Source organism: Shewanella colwelliana, from assembly GCF_001735525.1.
Classification (GTDB): domain Bacteria; phylum Pseudomonadota; class Gammaproteobacteria; order Enterobacterales; family Shewanellaceae; genus Shewanella; species Shewanella colwelliana.
In genome coordinates this window covers 54,542-79,614 of sequence record NZ_MCBT01000011.1, presented here as the reverse complement: position 1 = coordinate 79,614, position 25,073 = coordinate 54,542, and the positions used below count along the sequence as shown (strand labels likewise).

At 44.7% G+C, this 25,073-nt stretch carries 28 protein-coding genes and 1 other RNA gene; 19 read left to right on the top strand and 10 right to left on the bottom strand.

The window, feature by feature from the left end; translation table 11 throughout:
* Window positions 1–2: 2 nt before the first annotated feature.
* Complete coding sequence (locus BEL05_RS04040) at window positions 3–1,646, top strand: hypothetical protein (protein ID WP_069670355.1); 1,644 nt, start codon at window positions 3–5, stop codon at window positions 1,644–1,646.
* 50 nt (window positions 1,647–1,696) lie between these two features.
* Here the strand turns inward: BEL05_RS04040 and BEL05_RS04035 are convergent, their stop codons facing one another.
* The 3 genes from BEL05_RS04035 to smpB form a co-directional block, all read right to left on the bottom strand.
* Window positions 1,697–2,896: an integrase domain-containing protein gene (locus BEL05_RS04035; RefSeq protein ID WP_069670354.1), complete on the bottom strand. Its 1,200-nt coding sequence runs from the start codon at window positions 2,894–2,896 to the stop codon at window positions 1,697–1,699.
* A 163-nt stretch (window positions 2,897–3,059) separates the two neighbouring features.
* Window positions 3,060–3,415, bottom strand: a transfer-messenger RNA (tmRNA) gene (gene ssrA / locus BEL05_RS04030).
* 117 nt (window positions 3,416–3,532) lie between these two features.
* The gene (gene smpB / locus BEL05_RS04025; RefSeq protein ID WP_028765339.1) at window positions 3,533–4,027 is read right to left on the bottom strand and encodes an SsrA-binding protein SmpB; all 495 of its coding nucleotides are present in this window, start codon (window positions 4,025–4,027) and stop codon (window positions 3,533–3,535) included.
* Between the two features lie 206 nt (window positions 4,028–4,233).
* Between smpB and BEL05_RS04020 the strand changes: the two genes are divergently transcribed.
* The gene (locus BEL05_RS04020) at window positions 4,234–4,668 is read left to right on the top strand and encodes an SRPBCC family protein (protein ID WP_069670353.1); all 435 of its coding nucleotides are present in this window, start codon (window positions 4,234–4,236) and stop codon (window positions 4,666–4,668) included.
* A 25-nt stretch (window positions 4,669–4,693) separates the two neighbouring features.
* The gene (locus tag BEL05_RS04015; protein WP_028765341.1) at window positions 4,694–5,023 is read left to right on the top strand and encodes an RnfH family protein; all 330 of its coding nucleotides are present in this window, start codon (window positions 4,694–4,696) and stop codon (window positions 5,021–5,023) included.
* A gap of 128 nt (window positions 5,024–5,151) precedes the next feature.
* Here BEL05_RS04015 and BEL05_RS04010 read toward each other — a convergent pair whose 3' ends face one another.
* Window positions 5,152–5,661 carry an outer membrane protein assembly factor BamE gene (locus BEL05_RS04010; RefSeq protein ID WP_069670352.1) on the bottom strand — a complete coding sequence of 170 codons (510 nt, stop codon included), beginning with the start codon at window positions 5,659–5,661 and terminating at the stop codon, window positions 5,152–5,154.
* 628 nt (window positions 5,662–6,289) lie between these two features.
* Here BEL05_RS04010 and BEL05_RS04005 point away from each other — a divergent pair.
* From BEL05_RS04005 to BEL05_RS03995, 3 genes are all read left to right on the top strand, one after another.
* Complete coding sequence (locus BEL05_RS04005; protein WP_245686937.1) at window positions 6,290–7,135, top strand: SAM-dependent methyltransferase; 846 nt, start codon at window positions 6,290–6,292, stop codon at window positions 7,133–7,135.
* 85 nt (window positions 7,136–7,220) lie between these two features.
* On the top strand, window positions 7,221–7,442 hold the full coding sequence (locus BEL05_RS04000; protein WP_028765344.1) for a hypothetical protein: 222 nt from the start codon (window positions 7,221–7,223) through the stop codon (window positions 7,440–7,442).
* Between the two features lie 15 nt (window positions 7,443–7,457).
* Complete coding sequence (locus BEL05_RS03995; protein ID WP_069670351.1) at window positions 7,458–9,245, top strand: tetratricopeptide repeat-containing diguanylate cyclase; 1,788 nt, start codon at window positions 7,458–7,460, stop codon at window positions 9,243–9,245.
* A gap of 96 nt (window positions 9,246–9,341) precedes the next feature.
* Here the strand turns inward: BEL05_RS03995 and BEL05_RS03990 are convergent, their stop codons facing one another.
* On the bottom strand, window positions 9,342–9,881 hold the full coding sequence (locus BEL05_RS03990) for a protein tyrosine phosphatase family protein (RefSeq protein WP_028765345.1): 540 nt from the start codon (window positions 9,879–9,881) through the stop codon (window positions 9,342–9,344).
* Between the two features lie 152 nt (window positions 9,882–10,033).
* Here BEL05_RS03990 and BEL05_RS03985 point away from each other — a divergent pair, with 152 nt between their 5' ends.
* From BEL05_RS03985 to BEL05_RS21255, 9 genes are all read left to right on the top strand, one after another.
* Window positions 10,034–10,387: a RidA family protein gene (locus BEL05_RS03985; protein WP_069670350.1), complete on the top strand. Its 354-nt coding sequence runs from the start codon at window positions 10,034–10,036 to the stop codon at window positions 10,385–10,387.
* 302 nt (window positions 10,388–10,689) lie between these two features.
* Window positions 10,690–11,883 carry an NO-inducible flavohemoprotein gene (hmpA, locus tag BEL05_RS03980; protein WP_069670349.1) on the top strand — a complete coding sequence of 398 codons (1,194 nt, stop codon included), beginning with the start codon at window positions 10,690–10,692 and terminating at the stop codon, window positions 11,881–11,883.
* A gap of 111 nt (window positions 11,884–11,994) precedes the next feature.
* Window positions 11,995–12,294 carry a hypothetical protein gene (locus BEL05_RS03975; RefSeq protein ID WP_028765349.1) on the top strand — a complete coding sequence of 100 codons (300 nt, stop codon included), beginning with the start codon at window positions 11,995–11,997 and terminating at the stop codon, window positions 12,292–12,294.
* 209 nt (window positions 12,295–12,503) lie between these two features.
* On the top strand, window positions 12,504–13,283 hold the full coding sequence (locus BEL05_RS03970) for an outer membrane lipoprotein-sorting protein (RefSeq protein ID WP_245686936.1): 780 nt from the start codon (window positions 12,504–12,506) through the stop codon (window positions 13,281–13,283).
* A 21-nt stretch (window positions 13,284–13,304) separates the two neighbouring features.
* The gene (locus tag BEL05_RS03965) at window positions 13,305–14,534 is read left to right on the top strand and encodes an ABC transporter permease (RefSeq protein ID WP_069670348.1); all 1,230 of its coding nucleotides are present in this window, start codon (window positions 13,305–13,307) and stop codon (window positions 14,532–14,534) included.
* Window positions 14,524–15,756, top strand: a complete 1,233-nt coding sequence (locus BEL05_RS03960; protein WP_069670347.1) for an ABC transporter permease — start codon at window positions 14,524–14,526, stop codon at window positions 15,754–15,756. Before BEL05_RS03965 ends, BEL05_RS03960 begins: the two co-directional genes overlap by 11 nt.
* Before the next feature lie 12 nt (window positions 15,757–15,768).
* Window positions 15,769–16,452, top strand: coding sequence for an ABC transporter ATP-binding protein (locus BEL05_RS03955; protein ID WP_028765352.1), 684 nt, complete (start codon window positions 15,769–15,771; stop codon window positions 16,450–16,452).
* Window positions 16,449–17,687: a hypothetical protein gene (locus BEL05_RS03950; RefSeq protein ID WP_245686935.1), complete on the top strand. Its 1,239-nt coding sequence runs from the start codon at window positions 16,449–16,451 to the stop codon at window positions 17,685–17,687. Before BEL05_RS03955 ends, BEL05_RS03950 begins: the two co-directional genes overlap by 4 nt.
* 93 nt (window positions 17,688–17,780) lie before the next feature.
* Entirely contained in the window at window positions 17,781–18,605 is an 825-nt protein-coding gene (locus BEL05_RS21255; protein ID WP_069670345.1) for a 4'-phosphopantetheinyl transferase family protein, read from the top strand.
* An 88-nt stretch (window positions 18,606–18,693) separates the two neighbouring features.
* Here BEL05_RS21255 and BEL05_RS03940 read toward each other — a convergent pair whose 3' ends face one another.
* Together BEL05_RS03940 and queF are read right to left on the bottom strand one after the other, a co-directional pair.
* Complete coding sequence (locus tag BEL05_RS03940; protein ID WP_069670344.1) at window positions 18,694–19,887, bottom strand: alginate export family protein; 1,194 nt, start codon at window positions 19,885–19,887, stop codon at window positions 18,694–18,696.
* Between the two features lie 292 nt (window positions 19,888–20,179).
* A complete protein-coding gene (queF, locus tag BEL05_RS03935) occupies window positions 20,180–21,037 on the bottom strand; it encodes an NADPH-dependent 7-cyano-7-deazaguanine reductase QueF (RefSeq protein WP_028765356.1) in 858 nt (285 codons plus the stop codon).
* A gap of 60 nt (window positions 21,038–21,097) precedes the next feature.
* Between queF and syd the strand changes: the two genes are divergently transcribed.
* Window positions 21,098–21,760: a SecY-interacting protein gene (gene syd, locus BEL05_RS03930; protein ID WP_069670343.1), complete on the top strand. Its 663-nt coding sequence runs from the start codon at window positions 21,098–21,100 to the stop codon at window positions 21,758–21,760.
* Window positions 21,761–21,769: 9 nt separating this feature from the next.
* Here the strand turns inward: syd and BEL05_RS03925 are convergent, their stop codons facing one another.
* Together BEL05_RS03925 and BEL05_RS03920 are read right to left on the bottom strand one after the other, a co-directional pair.
* Window positions 21,770–22,543: a Zn-ribbon-containing protein gene (locus BEL05_RS03925; protein WP_028765358.1), complete on the bottom strand. Its 774-nt coding sequence runs from the start codon at window positions 22,541–22,543 to the stop codon at window positions 21,770–21,772.
* Window positions 22,543–22,878: a hypothetical protein gene (locus tag BEL05_RS03920; RefSeq protein WP_028765359.1), complete on the bottom strand. Its 336-nt coding sequence runs from the start codon at window positions 22,876–22,878 to the stop codon at window positions 22,543–22,545. Before BEL05_RS03920 ends, BEL05_RS03925 begins: the two co-directional genes overlap by 1 nt.
* A 147-nt stretch (window positions 22,879–23,025) precedes the next feature.
* Between BEL05_RS03920 and BEL05_RS03915 the strand changes: the two genes are divergently transcribed.
* Complete coding sequence (locus tag BEL05_RS03915; protein ID WP_028765360.1) at window positions 23,026–23,397, top strand: DUF3192 domain-containing protein; 372 nt, start codon at window positions 23,026–23,028, stop codon at window positions 23,395–23,397.
* A gap of 76 nt (window positions 23,398–23,473) precedes the next feature.
* Here the strand turns inward: BEL05_RS03915 and BEL05_RS03910 are convergent, their stop codons facing one another.
* On the bottom strand, window positions 23,474–23,704 hold the full coding sequence (locus tag BEL05_RS03910; RefSeq protein ID WP_028765361.1) for a DUF2789 family protein: 231 nt from the start codon (window positions 23,702–23,704) through the stop codon (window positions 23,474–23,476).
* Window positions 23,705–23,839: 135 nt separating this feature from the next.
* Here BEL05_RS03910 and BEL05_RS03905 point away from each other — a divergent pair, with 135 nt between their 5' ends.
* Both BEL05_RS03905 and BEL05_RS03900 read left to right on the top strand, forming a co-directional pair.
* Window positions 23,840–24,499, top strand: coding sequence for a GNAT family N-acetyltransferase (locus BEL05_RS03905; protein WP_028765362.1), 660 nt, complete (start codon window positions 23,840–23,842; stop codon window positions 24,497–24,499).
* A complete protein-coding gene (locus BEL05_RS03900; RefSeq protein ID WP_069670342.1) occupies window positions 24,483–24,788 on the top strand; it encodes an Mpo1-like protein in 306 nt (101 codons plus the stop codon). Before BEL05_RS03905 ends, BEL05_RS03900 begins: the two co-directional genes overlap by 17 nt.
* The last annotated feature ends 285 nt before the right edge of the window (window positions 24,789–25,073 follow it).

Below are 25,073 nucleotides of genomic sequence, written 5' to 3'. Positions count from 1 at the left end.
TGATGTCAGGTAACAATGGTAGTTATCTCTTTATAGCTAATCTGATCGGTATTAGGGCTTCGTTGGCCACATCAGTCAAAGTTAATGAAGAAATGAGTGGTACTTTACGTTCGAAGCATGAGCGCTGGATGCGCCTTACCAATAATGAAAAAGCTACATTTTTAGCAGAAGAACATGAATTTGCTCACCATCAATTAATGACAAGCAGTTTAGCTGGTGTGCTTTATTGGCGATTAAGCGAAGTGTGGTCACGTGATGTCAGTTGGCTTTCGCAAGAGTTGGCACGATTTGGCTTGTTCCCTGAGAGAGGGCTAAATCTGTGGGAGTGGTGGAAGAAAGCAGGCCAAAAAGCGGCGAGAAGTACTGCTACGTTTGGAGCTGTTCGTTTAGCTTATTTGAATCACGTGTTTGAGCACCTTAACCTGATTGCAGATCTGCGTGACTACCTGTATGGCAATGAAATACCTAACACCAATATAACTAGGAGCACCTTTGCTAAGATGTTATCGGTAGCCTTTGACTGGTGTGCTGAGCGGTCTGGGCTATCTATTGGTGGGAGTCACGACGATTATCTTATTAAAACGAAAAACTGCGCGACGATAGTAACACTGCAACCAGATGCCCCAGTTTTCCCTACTAAGGAACCCTATAACCTCCAATCCCTATTTGAAGCATACTCGGTATTTCGCGAGTTATTTGTATTGCAGTTGGTTGGCGATGACATCAGAGCACAAGATCTGCTAGAAAAAACACTTGCTGGTCAATATGGTGAGGCATTACGCGCCGTCATACCCCTAGCGGAAAGTTCTGACTGGAAGTTGGGATTCTCCCCTCATATCGCAATGCAGCACATCTTGCTTATGTGTAATACACCAATAGATATTGTGGCTTATAAAGAAGAAAATCAGCTAGAGGATATACTCCCTTGGTTGGGTTTACATGATAGTTTTTGTCATCATGGTATAAAGTTAGATAAGTTGATAGTAATTACAGAGCAGGTCCATACCGCTGTATGCGTTCCGCTGTTCAGCGACAAAGCTAACTGGTTACGGTATCTTAACCTTACAAGCATAAAAAGCTTAGAAGACTATTGGGCTACGACAGATCAGAAGCGCATCAATAATTTCACTGTTGCAATTACATCAAATGCAGTTAATCAAGCAGCGTTTACGTTTAAGGCGAACCTATCAAGTACGTGTAAGTTACTCATGCATTGGGCGAGCGCCCCAGAAGAACTTGACCGTAGGGAGCATTTTCAGTCTTGGTTTGACGACACTAAAAAAAGTATCTGTCTAGTTGAATATATCGATGCTGTTTACATTGCGACTGAACCTGTAATTAAAGCCAATGATAAGCCATTTTTAAAACCTCTAATTACGACGCTTCCTATATGGGTGATCTTCGGTCTCTTACTTAGGGCACATGAGTACTACATGCTGAGAAGCTACTGGGATGGAACTTGCCGGCCTAGTTTAACAATTCTAATTGAGAAGTTAGAATCTTTATTTTCAAAAGAAATAGGTGAAAAGCAGGGCTCTTACTGCGACTTTTTAACTGAATTTACAAGTCAGCTAGAACGCCAAGCCAAAACTCGATACCCAAATACCCTTGTCGTTAACGATTTTAATTTATATTGTGACCAATAGTTATGGTGAATAGCATTACATGAAATGAATGGTCAATTATTTTGGCTACTCTAGCCTTGTCCTGACCGGCAGATATGCTCGCTCCACCAACAAATAAGCTCTCTGCGTCGTTCGATATAGTCTGCTCGGTTGTAGGCCGCTCGAACGGTGTTCTTATCTACGTGAGCCAGTGATACCTCAATAAGTTCAGCATCAAAGCCTTGCTCGTTCAGTGTAGTGCTGGCTAATGCTCGAAGGCCATGAGCCACTAAACGGCCTTTATAGCCCATACGCTTGATCGCCATATTGGCGGTTTCAGTGTTGGTATGTCTGTTCGGGTTTCTGTCAGCAGGGAATATGTATTCCAAGTGACTACTGATTGGCTGCATGCGCTTTAGCAATGCGAGAACTCGAGGTGTTAAAGGGATTATGTGCTCACGCTTCATCTTCATGCGCTCAGCAGGGATCACCCATAGCTTTTTATCAAAATCTATCTCAGCCCACTTAGCCATAGCGGCTTCCGCTGGGCGGGTCATCGTATGTAATTGAAGTTCAATCAAGCAGCGAGTTGTCACCTTGATACTGGCATAAGATAAGTCCTGCATAAATTCAGGTAGCTCACTAGGTTTGATTGTGGGCATTTGACGCTTCTCTGGGACACCAAACGCAGCCGCTATGCCAATAAGCGGGTTGGAGTGAATTACACCTGTATTAACTGCAAAGGTCATCACTTCATTAAGCCAGCTGATCACACGTCTACAAGTTTCTACGTGTCCTTTGCCCTCTAATGGTTTGAGCACTTGAATGACTTGTGGGGCGGTTAAGGCGCTGATTGGTGTTTCACCTAGGGCAGGGAATAGGTATAGCTCTAATCTGCGATAAAGCTTTCTTGAGTGATTTGTTGATACTTTTTGTTTTTTCACTTCGAACCAAGTATCAGTAACCGTTTTAAGGGTATTAGCTGCATCCGTTTTAACTGTTTCTTCTTGTTGCTGAAGGTGATATTGAGGATCTATGCCTTTGGCAAGCAACTCTCGGGCAGCGTCTCTGCGCTTTCTTGCTTCTGCTAGCGGCACATCTGGGTAGGTGCCGAGGCCAAGGTTAGTACGTTTTTTCGTAACAGGGCGGGTATAGTTGAGTAGCCAAAATTTTGAGCCACTCGGCTTTATTCTAATCGATAAGCCACGACCATCTGCAAGGTTGTATTCTTTCTCTTTAGACTTAGCGTTTGCAACTTGCGTTGCTGTGAGTTGCTTAGTGGTATTGGCCATGAATGTAACACGATTATGGGATTTGGCTTCGATGTTACATTGAGTGTGACATAAAACTCAAGCTGCTATGGGATGGCAATAAACGCTAATGGACGCTAAGTCATTGATTTTATAAATTTCAGGCAGAAAAAAAGACGTCCTGAGACGTCTTTGTTCCTATATTTGGTGGAGGCGGCGGGGCTCGAACCCGCGTCCAAAAAGCCTACATCCTCGGCGCTACATGCTTAGTCTCTCTTTTGGTTAACCAAGTACACTCCGAAAGACAGGATTGCAATTGGCGAGTTCAGTACTGTTTCGCGGTTCACCCCTGAACGTGGTTCCCTCGCTATCAAATGTAAAGGTGACCATCTTATTACTCTGCCCATTTGAGAAACGTGAGCAAGATGGCTAGCTAGCCTAAGCTGCTAGAGCGTAGTTATCGTCGTTTGCAACTATAACTGTGCGGCTTTTTACGAGGCCAACCGCCCCTCGGCATGCTCCTAGGGTTTCGTGAATCTTGTCGAATCCAGAATCGCCCCCAAGTACAATGTGATTGTAACCTGCTAAATCCTCTAACACCAAGGATAAATCATGTTGTTACAATTGATTGTTCGTTATCCGACCATTTTACCTGTTTAAACAGCAAGCTTACGCTAATTACTGTTGAACGGCTTTCTTCATGGTACGAGATTTTTCAATCTTCCACTCGCGCTCTTTGGTATCGTCGCGCTTATCGTGTTCTTTCTTGCCTTTACCCAAACCAATCTCAATTTTTACCCAAGCGCCTTTGCGCCAGTACATTGAGATCGGCACAATAGAGTAACCTTGGCGGTCGACCAAGCCTTGCAGCTTGTCCAGCTCTTTGCGGTTAAGCAAAAGCTTTCTGTCGCGCATAGGGTCACACACTACATGGGTCGATGCGGTGTTGAGTGGTGTGATAGTACAACCAAATAGATAAGCTTCACCGTTTCGTAAGAACACGTAGCTCTCAGACAGGTTAACCTTACCGACTCGGATCGATTTCACTTCCCATCCCATGAGGGATAAGCCAGCTTCAAATTTCTCTTCAAATTTATAATCGAAGGTCGCACGTTTATTACGCGCTATCGTTGCTGGTGGGTTCTTTGATTTTTTTGCATTTTTCTTAGCCATAGGCGGGCTATTATACGCGCGGTTAGCTAATTTGGAATTGGCTGACGACATTATTTCGCGATTTTGTGGCGTTTAGTTGTCGATTTGATGTTTTTTCATCCAGCTTATCCAGCCTTGAGCCACAGGTGACCCGTGGCTGGGAGCGTGGTAAAATCGCTCAATCAGATTTTAAGTAATCTTTAACGCTATTTAGGTTAAACAAACAGATGCCACAGATATCCCGCAGTGTGTTAGTCCGTTTTAGTGCGATGCAGATGTATGAACTGGTTAACGATGTTGAGTCATATAAAGAATTCTTGCCTGGATGTGTTGGGGGCAAGGTACTTGAGTTTGATGGTAAAACCATGTTGGCTTCTGTCGATGTGTCTAAAGCGGGGATCAGCAAAACTTTTACCACACGTAATCAAGTTGAGCCTGGCAAGTCTATTGAGCTGGCACTAGAAAATGGTCCGTTTAAACATTTGCATGGCACATGGATCTTTACCGAGTTAACTGAAGATGCCTGTAAGGTGGATTTTCAACTTAATTTTGAATTTTCTAGCCCGGTTGCCGATATGGCATTTGGTCGCGTATTTAAAGAGTTAATGTCCTCTATGGTATCGGCGTTTACTAGCCGTGCTAAAGTTGTTTACAAGTCCTAGGCAAGAGTAAGGAAGTCAAGTATTCATGATTGAACAAGAAAACTTTGCCGTTGAAGTGATCTATGCGTTACCTAACCAACAGAAACGCATTTCGGTAATGGTGCCCCCTGGAACTCGTTGTATCGATGCCGTTAAACAAAGCGATATGTGCCGATTTTTTCCAGAAATTGACCTTGAAAAAGTTAAGTTAGGTATATTTAGCCGCGCGGTAAAACATGATGAGGTGTTGTTACCCGGTCAACGGGTTGAAATCTATCGTCCACTGATTGCCGATCCTAAGGATGTTCGTCGTAAACGAGCGGAAAAGGCTAAAGAAGAGGGCAGAGCCAATAAAGTTACCGGTGGCCGCAGTTAATATTGATCGTTAATGCTGGCTGTGGTTAATAAAAACTTTCAGTGTATGGGTCATTAGATCTCGATAATAAAAAGGTTCTTGAGCATAAGCTGAAGAACCTTTTTTGTATCAACTAAATCGCTATGATGCTATTCAGAAGATTTAATTTCGTTGAGCGACTGCGGCTTCTTTTCTTCAATCAGCGGCTTCGCATCGGGCCGAGATTCAGGGTTTAATGGCACTAAGTCGCCTTTATCTGAAATTTCACCACTGAGTTCAGGTAAACGGCTCTGATCCAGTGGGGTGTTAAACTCGGCTGATAATTCATAATCACCGTCGATACGCCTTAACTTATCTTCATCGAAATGCAGGATAAGCTCTTTATGGATGATGCTCGCATCACGGCCACTTTTATAGTGGTAAACATAGTACCAAGTGTTGTCGGAAAAACTGTCGCGCAGTACCGGACGACCTAGGATGTACTCTACTTGCTCTTTGGTCATCTCGACACGAAGCTTCTCAACTTGCTGAGTTTCCATGTAGTTGCCCTGCGGAATGTCTGGCTTATAAATGAGCCAATCGAAAACGCTACAGGCACTAAGTGATAGAGAAAGCGCAGCTGCGCCTAAAAGGGTAATACTATGTTTTTTTATAGTCATTGAATGCGCTACGTCCTAAAAATCTGTCGGCCATAATACCCAAGCATTCCCCTCGCTGACAAGCGCTATTGTTGTTTTCTCTGGCTTGTTTCAAGTTGCCTGCTAGCTCTAAGGGGAAAACGTTTTTTGGGTATCAGCTTAATTAACCTGAACCCGGGGCGAGCCATAAGGCTTAATCCCACGGTTTGTAGTCATTGTCATCTTGCCTAATCACTGCCCGGTTGTGCTGTATTTGGGTGCAACCGACGCATCGCTGCGCTCCATTATTCTAACCATCAATCACAAGGTGACAGTCCAGCTTAAGTGTTGAGTATTACAATAGGCTTAGGGGATTGAGCTGATGTAATTTGTTCATATTGGTCAAGATTAAATGCCCCAAATTTAGATTGATAATTGTTAGGTCAGACCAAAAGCAAGGAGGGAAGTTTCATTTTGGTGAAATAAGTTTGCATTTCTCACTGTAACGGTTTGGTTTAGCATGGATCAAAAAGTTGTTAGGAAATTGCTTTGATCTGTTTGCATTCATGGTAAATGTGCTAAGTTAATGCTCTAATATCATCAACATTGCTCTAGGTTTACGCTTGCTTGCAAGCATCGTTTACTTGCTATTTTGAGCATGACAGTTTCGATGAATAATAAAAACGATAATGGAAAGTGTTTAGGCATGACGGAAACGGATAATTCGGGCAGTTTAGTGTGCGTAGGCACCGGGCTTAACCTTGCTGGGCAGATTAGCGTGATCAGCAAAAGCCACATTGAGCATGCCGATGTGGTGTTTTCACTGGTTCCCGATGGTTTTGCACTCAGTTGGCTTGAAAAACTTAATGGTGATGTGCGCTCTTTGCAGTGCTATTACGCTCAACCTGGGGAAATTAAAAACCGCCGCGATACCTATGAGCAGATGGTCGAAGCAATTTTGACCGAGGTGCGCGCGAACAAAAAGGTGGTCTGCGCCCTTTATGGTCATCCCGGCGTATTTGCTTGTGTTTCTCATTTTGCTATTAGGCGTGCCCGTAAAGAGGGTTATAGCGCCAAGATGGAACCGGGTATCTCTGCCGAAGCATGTCTTTGGGCTGACGTGGGAATTGATCCTGGCAATTCGGGCCATCAGAGCTTTGAAGCAAGTCAGTTTATGTTCTATTGCCATACTCCTGACCCCACCACCCATTTACTCTTGTGGCAGATAGGGATTGCAGGCGAGCACACCTTAACCGAGTTTCATACCAATTCAGATCGACTACAGGTGTTAGTCGAACAGCTTAATCAGTGGTATCCCCTTGATCATGAAATAATCCTTTATGAAGCCCCCAATCTGCCGATACAGTCACCGCGGATAGATAAACTGCCATTGAGGGAGCTGCCTTTTGCGTCACTGTCAGCCATTACGACTTTACTTATTCCCCCTTCACAACCCTTGACGGTGAATCACGCCATTTTGGCGAAACTGGGGATCAGTGAAGCGGATTTAGGGTAGTTAGGATTTAATTGGTGGTTGGGCTTAGCACTGAATCACCGCCTTGCAATGTAGATAATGTAAAAACATAACAATGGAGAATGATATGTCTAAGTTAAGTGATTTTTTTGAGAAGCTAGGATCCGATGCAGCGCTAATGGAAGCTTATCAAAAAGACCCTGAAGGTGTGATGAAAGCTAATGGACTTAGTGATGAAGAGATACAAGCGGTATTAACTGGGGATAAGACTAAGTTAAAACAGCTATCTGGTGATTCAGTTGATGCTAAATCTTATATGATCATTACAAATCCCAATGACAGCAAATAACGACTTTTAAAAGATATGTATTATCTCAGAGCGATAATCCTGGCTTTAATTGTTTGCTTGGCCCATAGCCAAGCCTTTGCTGCTGCAATTGATTATGATTCAATTTTGGATGAGCTAAAAGCCTCTTTGATTGCCGAGCCAGCTAAGTCATCTGATTTAATCCGTTTATTAAAAGAAAATGTTAATGTTCTGACAAGAGAGCAACACGCGAGGTTGCTCTCTTTAGAAAGCAATAAAGAACTGTTTAAAGGCGAATATGCTAAAGCCTATAGTTTGCTTGTGGAAGCTGAACAGCTTACTCATTCTGCAAGTTTGCTTAACTCTATATATCTCTATCAAGCAACGGCGTTGATGGCGCTGAGAAACTATCAGGGCGCTCTCGAAGCGATGGCTATGAATTTAAGCCGAATCGAGGAGATTGATGATATCACGATTAAGATGACCTCTTATTTGAGGCTTGCTAATCTGTATCTTGATCTGCAAGTGTTTGATGAGGTAAAGCGTTATGCGACGCTAGCGTTTGAGTTAAGTCGAGGCATATCGGCGAAAGAGCAATGTTATGCGCAGTTGTATATTGGCGTGTCAGAGCTAAAACAGTCGAATTATCAAGAAGCAAAATCCGCTTTAACTGCTGCTCGCTCCTATTGTGCTGAGCACAATATTCCACTCATTGTCGCCATGGCAAATAAAGGCATTGGAAGTGCCTGTTTTGAACTTGGTGAATATAGTGATGCGCTAAAACAGTTTCAATTGGCGCTGAACCAATATCGGCAATTTCAGTATCAACTTGAAATTAATGACGTTAACTCTTTACTGGCGGAAACATATTTATCTCTTTCTGAGTACGATAACGCGGTGACTTATGCACAACGGGTGATCTCTTTACCCGACGTTCCTAGTCATGTCGAAGTAAAAAAACGTGCAACGAAAGCCATGGTAGGAGTGCTTGAAAAACGCGGTGACTATTCACAGGCATACAAATATTTAGCTGAGTATCAGACACTGAGTGAAAACCTCATCAATGAAACTAAAGCGAAAGCTTACGCTTATCAAATGGCTAAATTTGAGAACGCTGAAAAGACTCGTGAAATTAAGATGCTTAATCAAGATAGAGCGCTATACACCGCGCAGCAAAAGCTAGTCGATTTAGCGCGTTCGCAAGAGAGGTTAGTGTCAACCATCATTATCGGTCTTTCGGTGTTGTTGGTGATTTTTTCCGTGAATATGTTTTTTCAACGTCGCAAATATAAGCGCCTATCTCAGCTGGATCAGTTAACCAAAATATTGAACCGTGGCACAGGTCAAGAAGCGGCTGAAATTTCATTTGTAGACGTTTTAGCCCATGGTGGTGCGTTTAGTGTGATCATGTTTGATTTAGATCTATTTAAGTCAATTAATGATAATTATGGTCATAGTGCGGGTGACTGGGCACTTAAAGAAGTGGTCGCGGCCATCAAGCCCTTAACCGGTAAGCAAGACCTATTTGTACGAATGGGGGGAGAGGAGTTTGCGCTGTTTTTGCCCTATTGCACCGCAACTGATGCATTGGCGCTAGCCGAGCGGTGTCGTAAAGCCGTTGCAAAAATTGATAATTACTCGTCACAAAAAACGTTTGCGCTTACAGCCAGTTTTGGTGTGTGCACCAGCGTTGAAGCGGATCTCAGCTTAGATCCGTTAATGACTCGAGTCGATATCGCTATGTATCAATCTAAAGCTAACGGCCGTGACCGCGTTACCTGCTACGAGCCTGGCATGACAATGATCCCTCAAGGCAACCTTGCTTTAGAAGCTGGCGACGATTGAACTGCCAGGGTGAGTTGTTATCAAAAAGAGAGGCGTAGCGTTAATACAAATAGAGCAGGCTAATTGCTTGCTCGTTATGTATTAACGCTGTGAGTGTCATTGTGCGCTTTGGGCTGTTACTTGTTCAATTAACTGCTGCCATTGTGGATACTGTGGCAAGCTACTGTCTAAATCTCCCCATGGGCTCATCACCTGTTGCATTGACACTGGCTCACCATCGCCTTCTCTGGTGCTGCGATAGAGGTAGTAGAATGCCGATGCACGATAATTAGCCACACAATGGATTAAGATATCTTGGCCCTTATGGGCATCCATTATTTCAAAAAAACGGGTAACATCTTCTAAGCGTGGCTGCTCCCAGTCCACTTCAATTCCTTCGTAGCGCATACCAGCTTCGGTGACCAGTGCTTGCTCGTTGTCATGGCCGTTGGGGTTTCCCTGTGGAATAAGATTGATCACAAGATCGACGCCCGCTTCTTTAAGTTGCACAAACTGTGCAGGGGTGGGTAAGCCGGCGGTGGCAATATTGGGCTCACTAAATTGAATGGCTTTTATCTCGGTTAATGTTTGCGGCGCGATAGTGGCATGACTGATACCAGAATAGAGCAGCAGTGCTAGCGGAAATAGTTGGCGCATGTTGAATGATCTCCTTATTTTTTGCCATGAATGAATCGACAGATGTTAACAAACTGCTGAGCGGCTTAAACTGCTAGGCTTGCGTATTTTTACTGATGTATGCCGCTAAACTTAGTTATCATACCGCTTTATTTTGTTAAAGAAGGTATTAAATGGATATTCGACGTATTAACCCAAGTCCGCGCTGGTCTGATGCGACCATTTTTAATGGCATCGCGCATTTTGTCGAGATTGCGACAGACACCAGTGCAGACATACACGGCCAAGTTAAGCAGATTTTGGCGCAAGCGGAAGCGACTTTAGCGAAGGTCGGCAGCGATAGATCATCGGTATTGTCGACCACTATTTATGTGACAGATTTTGCGCACTTGGCGATTTTAAATGAGCAATGGGACGCTTGGTTCCCTCAAGGTTGTGCACCAAGTCGCGCCTGTGTTAAAGCGGAACTTGCTGACCCTAGTTATTTAGTTGAAATGACCTTTGTGGCGGCATGTCAGCCTGAATAAGTTGCTGCATAAAAGCACTTGTTAATATGCAAGTGCTTAAGCTTTGTATTTTGGTATTTGGCGAGTGTAGATGGCTGGCCTAATCCCCCTTGTTGTTTACTGACGCTTCTCTCCTGCGAGGCTCGCTAACCATTTTATCGTCACAAGGTTGTGGTGCTCTTGGCGCAGTAACCCGTTTTCTTTTGTGATCACGATCGTGTCCAACACAATTTATAATAATATTTATTGATCTAAATCAAATGCATCTTTATTATCGCAAAAAATAAACAAACATAATATTTGCATGTTAGGAGCCGTTCACTATGTTGGATCAACACACAATCCATGTTGTTAAGAGTACAATCCCATTGCTCGAGTCTGCCGGCCCGGCGCTAACCACTCACTTTTATCAGCGGATGTTTGAACATAACCCTGAGCTGAAAGATACCTTCAATTTAGCCCACCAACACACAGGTGGCCAGCCTGTTGCCTTGTTTAACGCGGTTGCCGCTTATGCTAAAAATATAGAAAACCTGAGTGCCCTAACTGACGCCGTTGAGCGTATAGCCCACAAACATACCGGCTTTTTGATCACACCAGAGCAGTATCAAATTGTCGGCGGACATTTGCTGGCAACGCTTAAGGAGCTTGGTGGAGAGGCTGTTACCGACGAGGTGCTTGAAGCATGGGGCAAGGCTTACGGTTTTCTTGCCGATATTTTTATTGGCCGTGAAGCCCAGCTCTATCAGAATAGTGCCGAGCAAACAGGCGGTTGGCAGGGGACCCGTCAGTTTACCATCAGTGCCAAAGTGATTGAGTCTGCCGTGATCACCTCTTTTGAGTTGACACCTGTAGACGGTGAACCAGTGGTAGGCTTTTTGCCAGGGCAATACCTAAGTGTTCATCTAAACCACCCGAGACTAGAGAACCAAGAGATACGTCAATACTCACTTTCAGATTCGCCTAATGGTCGCACTTATCGCATTAGTGTGAAGCGCGAAGTCGGTGGCCAGGTTTCTTCGTTATTACATGACAGTTATGAGGTGGGTGATGAGCTTGCCGTGATCCCGCCAGCGGGCGATTTTTTCTTGGATACACAAGAGGTAAACCCAGTCGTGTTGATCTCTGCAGGGGTTGGCTTAACACCTATGATGAGCATGCTTAATTATCGATTGGCTGACGACAGTCACGCCAACATCACTTGGCTCCATGCTTGTGACAACGGCGAGTTACACGGGTTTAAGTCCTATATCAATAGCCAAATTCATCACCATGATAAGTTAACGCGTTTTGTCTGGTATCGCCAGCCAAACAGCCAAGACTTACCTGCAGAAGATTATCAATTTGAAGGAACTATGGACCTGTCGAAAGTTGCCGATAAGATCCAACCCAACGCGCGCTATTATTTCTGTGGGCCGGTAGCATTTATGGCATCTATTAAGCAGCAATTATTGGACTTAGGTATCGACAGTAGCCGCATGCACTACGAGGTTTTTGGTCCCCATGAAAGCTTGTAAAAAATAAGTTTATTTCTAAAGCCAACAAAGCGTGATGCTGACCCATCGCGCTTTTTTAGTGTTATGTTGCCAAGACGTATAGTGTTAACACGAGATATGGAGCGGTGAGCAATGTTGACGGTATTAGCTTTGTGTTTGGCAGCGTTAGTCATCAGAACCAGTGTTATTGAGCTGCGCTATTATCAAGCGATAAAACATCATGAGCCGAGGATCTGGTTTGCGTTGGGCGCACCAGCTTGGTTTAAAGCGCCTTTTATTTTGTTTAATGTTGAAAACCATCCGCTATTTAGTCAAATTACCCATCCTCAAGTGCTTGCGTATTCCAAACAACATCGCCGAGCGGGCCTACAATTTATAGTGGCCTTGGCTAGCACATTAGTCGTATTAATTTTTTATTTTAAGCTTGCTTAGATAAAGCCTGTTTTCTGCGGTCTGTGCCCTTTATTGTGTGCCAAATTGGTGTGATGACTACTGGTTAGTCGAGTGAGGGAATGGTGCTATTTCTATGTTTTCTCCCCTGAGCTTATTTTCTGAGCATTCCCTGTTTCGTTTTTGTTCAATCAGTTATAGTTACAGTAGATGCAAAATTTCTCTGTGCAATAGGGATAATAGGAGGGGTGATGAATAAGATTTCAGGGAAGATGGTTCATTTTTTTACATGTGTGCTCTTATTGACCTTAGCACAACTGGTTATTGCAGATGAGCGTGTGTTAGAGGCGCAAGATATTGTGCGTCAGTCAGATAAACAGATGCGAGGAGAGTCCAGCTACAGTGTGGCAACCATGAACATTATCCGTCCCGATTGGACCCGTTCAATGACCATGAAAAGTTGGACTAAGGGACAAGACCTGTCACTGGTACTGGTGACCGCGCCAGCTAAAGATAAAGGGAGCGCATCACTTAAGCGCTTTAAGGAGATGTGGAACTGGATCCCCTCCATTGAGCGTGTCATTAAAATCGCTCCCTCTATGCTAAGCCAATCTTGGATGGGCTCGGATTTCACCAATGATGATTTGATTAATCAATCTTCTATTGTCGTCGACTATGACCATCAGATTGTCGGGCAAGAAACAGTTGATGGAGATAATAGCTATATTATCGATGCGTTGGCAAAACCCGATGCGCCAGTGGTGTGGAATAAGGTTCGTTTGTGGATCTCTACTACCAGTTTTCTGCAGCGCCGCGTTGAGTTTTATGATGAGTTTAACGAGCTGGTTAATACCTTAGAAACCTCGGAGATTAAGTCATTGGGTGGCCGAGTGTTGGCCACCAAGATGGCGATGATTCCTGCGGATAAACCGGGGCAAAGAACCGAGTTTATTACCCATGAGGCGCAGTTTAATTTCGCTATTGATGACAGTTTTTTCTCACAGCAGCAGATGAAAGCACTACGGGATTAATTATCGCTTAAGGGATTAATTATGTTGGTGAAACTCGCGTGGCGTAATCTATGGCGGCAAAAGCGGCGCACTCTATTAACCTCGCTGTCGCTGGCGTTAGCGCTGTTTTTGTCACTTTTTATGCGTAGCATGCAGGAGGGGAGTTACCGATACAATATCGACAATAGCGCGCGTTTTTCGACTGGGTTAATACAGCTACAACATCCTGAATTTGATCAAAGTCAAAGCATCGAAGACCTCCTGCCTCAAACCGAACACTTTATTTCGCTGGCATCGGCGCTGCCCCATGTAAGTTATCGACTGCCGCGTATCGAATCCTTTGCGCTGGCTTCGGCGGGTGAACGCTCAAAAGGGGTGATGGTGATTGGTGTGTTACCTGAGCGAGAAGAGCAATATTCAGGGATAGCGAGTAAGTTGGTTGCAGGTGAGTTTATAGCAACTAACGATAAGTCGGTACTGGTTGGTGAGGGGCTTGCTCAAGCATTATCTCTGGGGGTTGGCGATGAAATTGTGCTGTATGGCCAGGGTTATCGCGGGCAAACGGCGGCAGGCCTCTATCGGATAAAAGGCATATTGCACTTTCCCTTAGCAGGGCTAGATAAACAGCTGGTTTATATGCCGTTGTCACTGGCTCAGACGCTTTATTCTACTGGTGAGCAGGTTACTACTTGGGTACTGCACAGCGACGAATTGTCACTGATCCCGGCCATAAAGGCTGAATTACAAACCTTGTATGGCGCCGAGGTAAATGTTAGAGACTGGCAACAGTTAGCCCCTGAGATGGCGCAACAGATCACCATGGATAAGGCTGGTGGCGTGTTTATGATGTATCTGCTTTATGGCATTGTTGGCTTTGCACTGTTTGCCACCATTTTAATGATGACCTTAGAGAGACAGCGTGAATTTGGTGTCATGTTAGCGACGGGATTATTACGGCGTAAGCTACTGCTGCTTATCGCTATCGAGTCGAGTTTTATCTCTGTGCTTGGTGTCATTATTGGGTTAGCGGTGAGTCTACCTGTTATCGGGTACTTTTATTATCACCCCATCCAATTGACGGGAGATACAGCAAGGATGATGTTGGAGATGGGCTGGGAGCCAATTATGCCAATGTTGATCTCGGTCAGGCTTGTTGCAGAACAGGTGTTCATTGTATTAACGCTGATGAGTGTTTGTCTGCTTTATCCTTTGTGGCGTGCTTATCATTTAACGTTGGTTGCGGCGCTGAAGGGGGATAATAATGGTCATTAAATTGGCTTGGCGAAACCTATGGCGTAACAAAATTCGTACCTCAACCATGGTGTGTGCCATGGTATTTGGCTTGATGGGCGTGGTGGCGATGATGGGGTTTATGTCGGGCATGTATGGCAACATGATTGATAATGCCATTGCATGGCAAACTAGTCATATTCAGATCCAAAGCCAGCGCTATCTCGATGACCCCGATATCAACGAGACTTTAATCAACCCGCAGCCATTAATTGAGGCGTTACAGAGGATGCCACAGGTAAAGGCTTTTTCTACGCGCTTCCTTGTTGATGGCATGATTGCTTCGGCCCGTGCTAATCGCGGTATACGCATTAACGGCATAGATAGTTTGCACGAAGCTGAAGTGACCCCAATTGTTGGCAGTATTACCCAGGGAAGTTGGCTGCCGCAAACGGGACGACATCCGATTGTCGTATCACAAAAGACCGCAGAGCGCCTGCGACTGAAACTGGGGTCTAAAGTCGTTCTGACGTTTAGTAATGCCGACAAAGACGTCACGGGGGCTGCCTTTCGTGTCGCTGGCATCTTTAACTCGCCTTCGAGCAGCTTTGATGAAGCAAACAGTTACGTGCGGCGCAGCGATTTGAGCAAACTGGCAGGGGTTAAGGGCATTCATGAAATAGCTATTGTGCTCAATGAATCAAATAATATGGATAATCACGTGGCAAAACAACTTGCGGGACAATTGAGCCTGTTGAGCGATAGTGGCAACAGGGTGCGAGATTGGCAGCAAGTGCAGCCGATGCTGGCGACCATCATTTCGCAGATGGGCGCGTCCAATGCAGTGATATTGATCATTTTTGTGTCTGCAATGGGCTTCGGTATTGTTAATGTGATGCTGATGTCGGTGTTTGAACGTACCAGAGAGCTAGGAATGTTGATGGCTATTGGCATGGTAAAAGGCAAGGTGTTCAGTCTTATTATAATGGAGTCGACGCTTTTAGGGGTAACGGGCGCAACGATTGGATTACTGGCCAGTTTAATGCTGGTCACGCTGCTGGGACACACTGGCATTCCGCTAGGCAGTATGGCTCAAGGGTTAGGGGCGTTTGGTGTCGACACCACGCTTTACCCAACAGTAAGCGCCAATGAATATGTCGCGGTGTTTGTCACTGTGGTGTTGGTCAGCATCTTGGCGTCACTCTATCCTGCACGGCAAATTTTAAAACAGCGGCCTGTTGATGCCATGTCACATAAGCATTAAGGAGTTGATGCGATGAGTATCGAAATTCGTCAGCTAAGTAAAGTTTACAACCCGGAAAGTGACTTTCCAGTGCATGCGGTTAAAGCGTTAGATTTGAGTATAAAGCAGGGGGAGTTTGTCGCAGTAATGGGGCCATCGGGTTCAGGCAAGACCACGTTACTCAATATGATCGGTGGCATCGACTCCCCTACCTCTGGGGCTGTATGCATCGATGATAACGATATTTGTCTGTTAGATGACAAGGCATTAATTGCTTTTCGCCGCGATCATGTTGGCTTTATTTTTCAAGATTACAGCCTACTCCCTGTGCTGACTGCGTTAGAGAATGTGGAGTTTGTGATGCAACTTCAGGGGCACAGCGAGCAAGTGTGTCGGCAACGGGCCACAGAATTGCTAAATCAGGTTGGGCTGACAGACCAGTTACATAAGGTGCCTGCCAAGCTATCAGGAGGCCAGCAACAACGAGTAGCTGTTGCCAGAGCATTAGCGCCGCGGCCACGCTTTGTGATGGCAGATGAGCCTACCGCAAATTTGGATGCTAAAAGTACCAGTGAACTGCTTGATATTATGCAACAACTCAATGAAAAAGAGGGCACCACTTTTATTTTCTCCACCCATGATCAACGGGTGATAAAACGCGCCAAGCGAGTGATTGTTTTTGACGATGGTCAGCTTGTTGAGGACAAACAGCAGTGAAAACGAACCACTATCGGTTTGCTAGCCTGCTGAGTCTTTGCATGGTTTACCCATTGAGTGCATCGCCCATCCCCGGGCTTGCCCCTCAAAAAGCATGGGATCTAACCGGTTATGTTAAATATATGGCCACAGCCACTCATCCTGATGGCAGTGATAGTTTGCTTGATCATCTGCTTCATCAGCGTTTCAACTTTGAATATCGTTTTGACAGTAAACTGCGCGTTAATTTGGGGATGCGTAATCGACTCTTTTATGGCGATTCCAGTCAGTTTCCAGCCTACGGTAAGCTGGTGGGCGTTGATAGTGGTTATTTCGACCTGTCGACCAACTGGCTCGATAGCGATGGCTGGGTCGGCAACAGCCAACTTGATAGGGCATATTTAACCTTTAATGCCGATGCAGATTGGCAGCTTAAATTGGGGCGATTTCGAATTAATTGGGCGATGAGCACATTGTGGAATCCCAATGATATTTTTAATGCTTACTCTATTTACGATTTTGATTATGAGGAACGAGCAGGTGCTGATGCGGTGATGGTTAGCCGTAAACTGGGGTTTGCCAGTAGTGTAGAGTTAGTTTATAACGCTAACCAAGATAAGGATCTCAATCGCTACGCGACGCGCATGTTATTTAACCATGGCGGGTGGGACATACAGTTCCTAGCAGGGAAAGCGGGGATTGATAGGGTGTTCGGCGGCGGCTTTGCCGCAGATATTCAAGGGGCGGGAGTGCGAGGAGAGTGGAGCTATTTTGACCCAATTTATGATAGCTGGCCACGGCTCAACCAGGCGTTAAACTCGTCATTGTCGATGCAGTTAATCTCGCCTACGCAGCAATTATCAGCAACCCATGTGGCCACGCTTGAGAGCGACTACAGTTTTGCTAGCGAGCGTAACTGGATGATACGAGGCTCTGTGCTCTATATCTCAGCACCGACTAAGGCTGATAATGCATTGCTCTACCTCAACTTACCTGTGAATGCCCGGACACTGAGTTATACCCAATGGACCTATTATGGCGAAGTGAGCTTTGATGTATCATCATTAAGCCGCCTTAGTGCCTCTGGGAGTTATTATCAGGATGGGTCCTATTTCTTGGGGGCTAGCGTCAGTTATTCGCTCGCTAATGACTGGCAATTGCAACTTATCGCCCAGCGTTTCGATGGTAAGGCAGAGAGTTTATTTGGCCAATCTGCGTCGACAGTTGTCTTTGGCCAGATGAGATGGAGTTTTTAATTGCGATTGCCGCAGTGATCAATTTTGGAGATATTTGCTTAGACGCTTCATGCTGTTAAAATCGCGCTTTACCCTCCTTAAAGAGCAATCAATTTGACACCGCCAGTTGATAAGGTCACCAACGACATTGCCGTATATTGTTGCCCATTAGTTGATGATGGCTTGTCTGTAACTGACCGTGCTAAGTTGTCGCTTTGGTTACCAGAAGGTGAGCTTGCTAAAGTAAGGCGCTATGCACGCCAAGAGGCGCAAGAAAAAGGGTTACTGGTTAGAGGTTACTTACGTGCCTTGTTAACCCGTTATGCTATGACATTAGGAGTTGAGATAACACCAAGTCAATGGCGGTTTGACTATGGTGACAAAGGCAAACCTAGGCTACAAGCCGATCTGTTTCAGCGCACTCAAATCGCATTTAACATCAGTCATAGTGGCGATTACCTTCTACTTGCCATTACTCATGGCGACGCCGATATCGAGCTGGGCGCAGATATTGAGAGGCGGCGTTCAACGACCAATATTTACTCCATTTTAAATCACTATTTCACTGAGCAGGAGCGTGATGGGTTGCTGGCGTTGCCAACGGCTGAGCAGCGCGAACGTTTTTTCAATCTGTGGGCGTTAAAAGAGTCGTATATCAAAGCGAAAGGGTTAGGCCTAGCACTATCCTTAAAGTCATTTGGCTTCAGCTTTGATGACGTTAGCCGTCAGTGTTTGTTGATTGACGGTTTAGGCAAGATTGAAGCGAGCCGAGGGATTAGTCTGATGCAGTATCGAGACAGCGCAGAGCGCAGCGATGATTGGAGTGTGACATTGGCGCATCTGGATGAATATTATCGCTTTGCGGTGTGTATTAATCGGCCTACACAATGTCTGCGTGGCACAATGATCAGCCTAAGTGAGTTATTTAAAAGTGTGTAATGGACAGAAAAAAGCAGGCATAAATAACCTTGCCTGCTTAATTAGGGAGTGTTGCGCTTAAACCACATGGGTTTAAACGCTTAGACGATTAGTAGTTAGCTTGGAAAGTGAGCCAAAGCTTGTCGGTATCGTTTGAGAAACCGTAGCCTTCATCGGCGCCACTGAAGCTGGCGTACTTAACACCCACGCTGTAGTGATTGGCAAATGGGTAGGTAGCCGAAACACCCCACTCCTTACCCATGTCGATGTCACCATAGTCTGAATCAAACTTGTGATATTTAGCGAGTAGCTTTAGGCCTGCAAGTTTTGCAGTCACGATGAGATGAGTGTCAACTAGACCATTTTCCCAGTTACCTTTACCGCCAAATAAGAACTTATCTGTCCAACCATTGAAGGCATGTAAGGTCGCAAGAGGGGTAATAAAGCCTGCTTTACCATCGTCAGAACCTAGCACTTCGTAGCCAATTTTGGCGCCAAAAGCATCGAAGTTGATACCTGCACCCAGTTTGTAGTATGACGCGCTGTAACTTGCTGGATTATCGCTTCCTTCAGATTGCTGGGCAAATTCCGCTTCGTAGCTTAATTTTAAAGCATCAAGTTTTACATCACCGGTAGCGCGCACACCATAGGTGTCAGTTGAGAATGCGGCGACATCTTGGTTGTCGATAAGGTAGGCATAACCCGTTAATTTGGCAAACTCAAGGCCTTTGTAGTTGACGTTGATAAGGTGTGTTTCGTTGTCATGCTCTTCTTTACCTGAGCCTTCAGGGAAAATACGGTTTACAGTAGCAACATAGGCGTAATAAGCGGTTAGGCCTTCAACAGCAGTATTTTTTGCTGAAAACGCATCATAGGTCTGTTCATTTTGACGGAAACCAACGCCACCAACAAATCTTTGATTATCAAGTATTATGCGCTGACGACCTAGCTGAGCCAAGGTGTTCGCAGGGCCTTTATAGCCGATATAGCCTTGGTTGATTTGAGTGTACTTATAGTCCCCAATGAGTGCTTCGTTGTCAGTTGAGCGTACATCATCGACTTCTGCAACTGCAAACAGGTTGTATAGGTCACCTGTCTTATAGTTTAAACGGGTACGTAATGTAGTTTGGTTTTGCTGATCGACATTGGCAACATCTACGTCTTCATAACGCAGACGGAATTGAACTTTTACGGCTGAGTCATCGATAAATGCTTTTTTTAGTGGGTCGACATTTTCAGCGAATACGGTGCTGCTTGATGCTAAACTCGCGAGTACGGCTAAGGTTAGGGCATGAACTTTCATTTATTGTGATCCTTTTGTTTCATCAGTGCTTGCAGCTGTTATAGAGCTGATAACGGTTTGATTTTTTGATCTAAAACAATGTTGCAGGATGATTACATTTCTGTGTCAATAAATGTGATAAAGATCATAAGCTTGTACTAAATTAGAGGTATTCCTAAATAGGTATTTATCGTAACTGTCTAATGTAGGGATGCAGCTTTTGGAGACGGAGAGAATCGCTCTTGGTGTCAGAAAATGAAGATCATGAATAAAAAGCCCAGCATTTGCTGGGCCATTAATAACTTAACAAAGTCTATTGGCGTGCAAGACGGTGGCTTTCTGGTGGGTTTTCGAAATCACTGCGGTATGGGTTGATATCAAGGCCGCCGCGGCGTGTATAGCGAGCATAAACCGTAAGTTTGGCGCAGTGACAAAATTGCTTAAGATCGACAAATATTCGCTCAACGCACTGTTCATGAAACTCATTATGTTGGCGGAATGATATGAGATAACGCAGTAGTTTCTCTCGATCAATTTTAGGACCTTGGTAACGGATCATCACACTGCCCCAATCGGGCTGTGAAGTAATTAAGCAGTTAGACTTCAGGAGATTTGAGCTTAACGTTTCTGCCACAACACTTTTGTCATCGGTACTATCGATTAGGTAGTCGCTGGTAAATGCATAGTTATCAACTTCAATATCAAGGTCGTCGATGCAAGTTCCGGGTAATTCAACCACGCGTTGGGCGCCAAACTGCTTGGGTTCAAGGATCTTCACCACGACTTCACCTTCGGCGCATGCCGTCAGGTCTTTAGCCAAGGTCTGCTGTACCTGCTCCACAGACTCAAAGCGAGTTTGGTTGTAGCTATTAAGGTAGAGTTTGAATGACTTGGATTCAATAAGGTTTGCGCTTTGATAATCCAGAATAAACTCAGCTATCGCCACCATTGGCTTGCCTTTAGCATTTAGCCAAGAGAGCTCGTAACCGGTCCAGATATCGGCACCATGGAAGGGGAGTTCAGCCGATAAAGCAATCGCATCACGATTTAATTTTCTCGGTACGCCTTGTAGCAAGGATGCATCGTATTCAGCTTGATAACCGGTCGATTTTCCAAGGGTTAACTCTGAAAGGGCTGGAGCGTTACTATATGGGTCATGAACTGGTGTCATCAATCGTTTTTCCATGTCAAAATAGACGAATATTATACTTGAATTTTGGGCTTGTGCTAAGTGTCTTCTTTACCTGCTTTAGATAAATTTCTCGCGTTATATCACCAAAGTTATATGGACAAACTAGGTGAACTACCTCGGTATTACCCTCATGGCGAACAATCTGATTGTATCGAGGGTGAATATCACGAGGGGATGGATGAGGTTAAAAAAAATTCGGTGACATGGCGAGCGGTAAAGCGTCAGGTCAAAGGCAGGTTCGATAATATCGACCACGCGTTAGAGATGACACTGCACAAGGATATCAACTATCTGTATGGTGATTATTTTGCGGCACCATTGATGTTTAACTCGCAATGGGGAGACGGCGAGCTGTTGCAGGTATGGAATGATAATGATTTTGATTATTTGCAACAAAACTTGATTGGTCACCTAATGATGAAGCAGAAGCTGAAGCAACCTGCGACATGGTTTATTGGTGTATTGGGTGAGGGTGATCAGATGTTAGTCGTCAATAATGAGGATGGTTCGGTCTGGATTGAGATCCCCGGAGATGAGCCACAAATAAAGCTTGCCGACACGCTTGATGCATTTATCAGCGTGTTGACACCGCGCGTTTGCCCGCCGCAATTAGTGGTGGAGGAGTCTATGGCAAGCATAGACCACCCAGGCATTTGGCAACGCTTTAAAATAATGTGGCAAAATCTACTGGGTAAGCGTTAGCCCTGCGAGTTATAGGTGATCCCAAGAGATATTTGACACGATGCGGCAGTCGTCGCAGCGAAAGTGAAACAGCTCAAGTAATGGCTCCTCAAGTAGCCATTCATTATTGCCGCATTTAGGGCATGAACGCGCCTTTTCATGGGCTAAGCTTTCACCACCAACGCGGTATAGGTAGTAATAGGTTGGGATTTTAGTCAGATATTCAATTCGCCCACGTAGGTCCCAACCTCTGCGAAATAGATCGCTATCACAAAGGGTTAACTCTGCCAGTGCCGCAAACTCTGCTTGAGTTGCGGCCGCCATTTGCAGCTCATCACAGGCCTGCCACTCAGTTTGCCATTTTATCACGCGTTTGTGATCACCATTAAAAGTGGCTGGGATTTTGTAAAGTGGAATAGGTTGTAACGTATCGCCATTTCGCAGTGGTGAACACATGTGAACATAGCTAGTGTATAGCAGTTGCCAACTGGCAGGTTCTGTACTGCTGACTTCAGAATTAATATCTTGGCCAATATATTTCTCTCTCGGGTGCAGTAGTTTAGCATCGGTTAAACTCTGCAAAGCACGTTCAACCCATGGACTATTATAGCGTTTGGCTAAACTGCTCTTTTCTGGCATCAGTAGACGCACTTTAAATTCACCATCGTTAAAGGCGACCGCAAATTCTCTCCCTAGTACTTGACCATTAGCGCGATAGGCTTCAAGTAAGCCGTTTATTGCCTGCTCCGCAGCGGAGATAGTGGTGTTATCGAAGCATTCAAATCTTAATTCAATGACGTGCATTAATGGTTATCTCGGTTGTTTAGCGCTGTTTCCAACATTTCGATACGCGCAATAAGTTGCTGCTGTTGTAACTGCAACGCTGTTACTTGCGTTACCAAGGTTGCGATAGAGTGCGGTGTCGGTTGTTCAGTTTCCTGATTCGCTACATTTGTGGAGTCAAATACCAGCGCGGCAACCTCTTCTTTAGATAGCGCTTTAAAGCGTTGTAATCCCTGTACCAATATTGGCATTGGGAGCTGTTTACCTAGGCGAGATTTTATCAGCGCTAGGCTCGGAGTCTTGCCTGACGAGGCGATTGACTTAGCCGCAGCAAGGACCTGTTCGATGGGACTCATAGTTAGTAAATTTCCTCACTAATTAGCAATATATTTAAACCACACCTAATAATAGATAAGCTAAGTCTATATAAAACAATGCGATAACTGTTTGGCACAAGCTTTGCTTTAACGCTGCTAGGTATAATAGATAAACAGGAAGTTAAAGTGAAAACAAAATTATTAAGCTTAGTATTAGTTAGTGTTGCTAGTATAGGTCTTTCAGGCTGTGTATTAAACATCGGTGAAGGAGAGGGGCAGTGGAGTAACACTGATTCTTGGGAGCGTGTACAAGATCAAAATCGTGCAAATATAGCCAAGCTAACCATGGGAATGAGTCGTGAGCAGGTGATGGCATTAATGGGTACTGCAGATTTTAATGAGGCCTATGTTAAGCAAGATAAAGAGATATATGTGCTCTATTATCGCACTCAAAGAGTTCGAGGCGATGGCACCACCACCAAAGATGAGTGTACGCCAGTGGTACTAACCAACAACGCTGTTGTAGGTTGGGGTCCTAAAGCCTACGCCGCGATGTAATTCACTGAGCCGCTATATTGAATGACCAAGGATAGGATGTTCAATTAGCGGCAGCGTCTTCCTAAGCTCATTGTTATTAGTCTCTTAATTGCGCATCTAGCTGATCGATAATTTCGGTCCATTGAGCATCTTGTTCATGCGCTTCTTGCAGAAAATGGCGCTGTGCCTCATTCCAAAAGCTAGCCTGTGTAATATGTATATTTGCGCTGATTCTGTGTTGACTAATAAATTGTGCAATCGCTTGCGGATGGTTAGCTAGCCCAAGTTGTGCAAACAAGTTAGTCAGTTCTGGTAATGTTCTATCCATTTTTTTCCTTCATGTCTAATGATCAACCCTTTTAATAATGGAACATATTACTAAGGTGTCCAATTGATTAAAGTTTGCACTTTTTTACAAGCTTGTTACATTGGTGAATGTTGATATAGATCAGGGAATACAGTGATGCATACAGCAGCACCAGAAGCGACAAAAGAACAATATAAAGCTGTGTATTTAACCGCCGAAGATTTACGTGTCGCGGCGTCTATCCTTTATAACGCTTACCATGACGATCCGTTCTTCATTGCTGCCCTCAATAAGGGGGATATTGCTCAGTATGAGCAGAAGCTCAGAGGAGCGATACGCGAAGAACTCAATACGCTCTGGCAACAAGAGCAAGCGCTGATAGGCTTGTTTGATGATCAACGCTTGATTGGTTTAGCCTGTATCGTCACGCAGCAAGTTCCATTGGGGGAAGCGCGGTATTGGCATTGGCGTCTAAAAATGCTGTTGAGTACTGGCTGGCAATCCACTCAGACATTGATGAAAAAAGAGGCCTCAATTTTAGAGCACCTACCAAGTTCCCATTGCGGCATTTTGCAGTTTATTGCATTAACCCCCATTGAGCAGAATAAAGGCTTGGGCTCCCACTTAGTTAAGGCTGTGATGAGCTGGTGTGATGAACAACCAGCACTCGATGGAATCGGCGTGTATGTGACACAAGAAAGCCATGGCCACCTTTTCTCTAAAATGGGCTTTGCCGCAATAGATAAGCTTGATATTGGTGATGTAGAAGGTGAGCTTTTATTCTATCGGAGTGAAGAAAGTGAGCAAAATCTATAAGCAATTTTCAACATTTTACCCTTTTTATCTATCGCAACATCAGCACCCTGTATGTAGAGCATTGCATTATGTAGGGAGCTTACTCGTTCTACTGCTGTTACTTGCTGCCATGATTTTGGGTAATGGTTATCTGTTGTTGGCAGCTCCCATTGTGGGATATGGATTTGCTTGGGTGGGGCACTTTGTATTTGAGAAAAATCGACCTGCCACGTTTCAATACCCTCTTTACAGTCTTCTAGCCGACTGGGTCATGTTGTTCCAGTGGTTGACTGGAAGAAGCAAACAATAAAAGGGGGGTAGTCACCTAATGAACAGCGATTGTAGCGTCATCTCTGTTCACTTACCTTTTGGGGCACGGCCCTTTTTAGAGGCAGTTATAGTGGATTGATTTGCGCAAACCACTATTTTTTGCCAGTTTTTTATGCGGCACAACTCAGTTCTCCCCCAACTTTCGCGGCGTCCAATCGTGAGGAGTTAACCTCTGTTTCTTGAATGTTGACAGTGACTACTGTGTCACAAAAAGTACGTTTTTAGTGTGTTTTTGTCATTCATATCGATGACCTATGTCACAGAA

What these genes read in the sequence shown, in the direction of transcription:
- BEL05_RS04040 (WP_069670355.1), top strand. Translation starts at nt 3, where the DNA reads ATGTCAGGTAACAATGGTAGTTATCTCTTTATAGCTAATCTGATCGGT.
- BEL05_RS04035 (WP_069670354.1), bottom strand. Translation starts at nt 2,896, where the DNA reads ATGGCCAATACCACTAAGCAACTCACAGCAACGCAAGTTGCAAACGCT.
- smpB (WP_028765339.1), bottom strand. Translation starts at nt 4,027, where the DNA reads ATGGCTAAGAAAAATGCAAAAAAATCAAAGAACCCACCAGCAACGATA.
- BEL05_RS04020 (WP_069670353.1), top strand. Translation starts at nt 4,234, where the DNA reads ATGCCACAGATATCCCGCAGTGTGTTAGTCCGTTTTAGTGCGATGCAG.
- BEL05_RS04015 (WP_028765341.1), top strand. Translation starts at nt 4,694, where the DNA reads ATGATTGAACAAGAAAACTTTGCCGTTGAAGTGATCTATGCGTTACCT.
- BEL05_RS04010 (WP_069670352.1), bottom strand. Translation starts at nt 5,661, where the DNA reads ATGACTATAAAAAAACATAGTATTACCCTTTTAGGCGCAGCTGCGCTT.
- BEL05_RS04005 (WP_245686937.1), top strand. Translation starts at nt 6,290, where the DNA reads ATGAATAATAAAAACGATAATGGAAAGTGTTTAGGCATGACGGAAACG.
- BEL05_RS04000 (WP_028765344.1), top strand. Translation starts at nt 7,221, where the DNA reads ATGTCTAAGTTAAGTGATTTTTTTGAGAAGCTAGGATCCGATGCAGCG.
- BEL05_RS03995 (WP_069670351.1), top strand. Translation starts at nt 7,458, where the DNA reads ATGTATTATCTCAGAGCGATAATCCTGGCTTTAATTGTTTGCTTGGCC.
- BEL05_RS03990 (WP_028765345.1), bottom strand. Translation starts at nt 9,881, where the DNA reads ATGCGCCAACTATTTCCGCTAGCACTGCTGCTCTATTCTGGTATCAGT.
- BEL05_RS03985 (WP_069670350.1), top strand. Translation starts at nt 10,034, where the DNA reads ATGGATATTCGACGTATTAACCCAAGTCCGCGCTGGTCTGATGCGACC.
- hmpA (WP_069670349.1), top strand. Translation starts at nt 10,690, where the DNA reads ATGTTGGATCAACACACAATCCATGTTGTTAAGAGTACAATCCCATTG.
- BEL05_RS03975 (WP_028765349.1), top strand. Translation starts at nt 11,995, where the DNA reads ATGTTGACGGTATTAGCTTTGTGTTTGGCAGCGTTAGTCATCAGAACC.
- BEL05_RS03970 (WP_245686936.1), top strand. Translation starts at nt 12,504, where the DNA reads ATGAATAAGATTTCAGGGAAGATGGTTCATTTTTTTACATGTGTGCTC.
- BEL05_RS03965 (WP_069670348.1), top strand. Translation starts at nt 13,305, where the DNA reads ATGTTGGTGAAACTCGCGTGGCGTAATCTATGGCGGCAAAAGCGGCGC.
- BEL05_RS03960 (WP_069670347.1), top strand. Translation starts at nt 14,524, where the DNA reads ATGGTCATTAAATTGGCTTGGCGAAACCTATGGCGTAACAAAATTCGT.
- BEL05_RS03955 (WP_028765352.1), top strand. Translation starts at nt 15,769, where the DNA reads ATGAGTATCGAAATTCGTCAGCTAAGTAAAGTTTACAACCCGGAAAGT.
- BEL05_RS03940 (WP_069670344.1), bottom strand. Translation starts at nt 19,887, where the DNA reads ATGAAAGTTCATGCCCTAACCTTAGCCGTACTCGCGAGTTTAGCATCA.
- queF (WP_028765356.1), bottom strand. Translation starts at nt 21,037, where the DNA reads ATGACACCAGTTCATGACCCATATAGTAACGCTCCAGCCCTTTCAGAG.
- BEL05_RS03925 (WP_028765358.1), bottom strand. Translation starts at nt 22,543, where the DNA reads ATGCACGTCATTGAATTAAGATTTGAATGCTTCGATAACACCACTATC.
- BEL05_RS03920 (WP_028765359.1), bottom strand. Translation starts at nt 22,878, where the DNA reads ATGAGTCCCATCGAACAGGTCCTTGCTGCGGCTAAGTCAATCGCCTCG.
- BEL05_RS03910 (WP_028765361.1), bottom strand. Translation starts at nt 23,704, where the DNA reads ATGGATAGAACATTACCAGAACTGACTAACTTGTTTGCACAACTTGGG.
- BEL05_RS03905 (WP_028765362.1), top strand. Translation starts at nt 23,840, where the DNA reads ATGCATACAGCAGCACCAGAAGCGACAAAAGAACAATATAAAGCTGTG.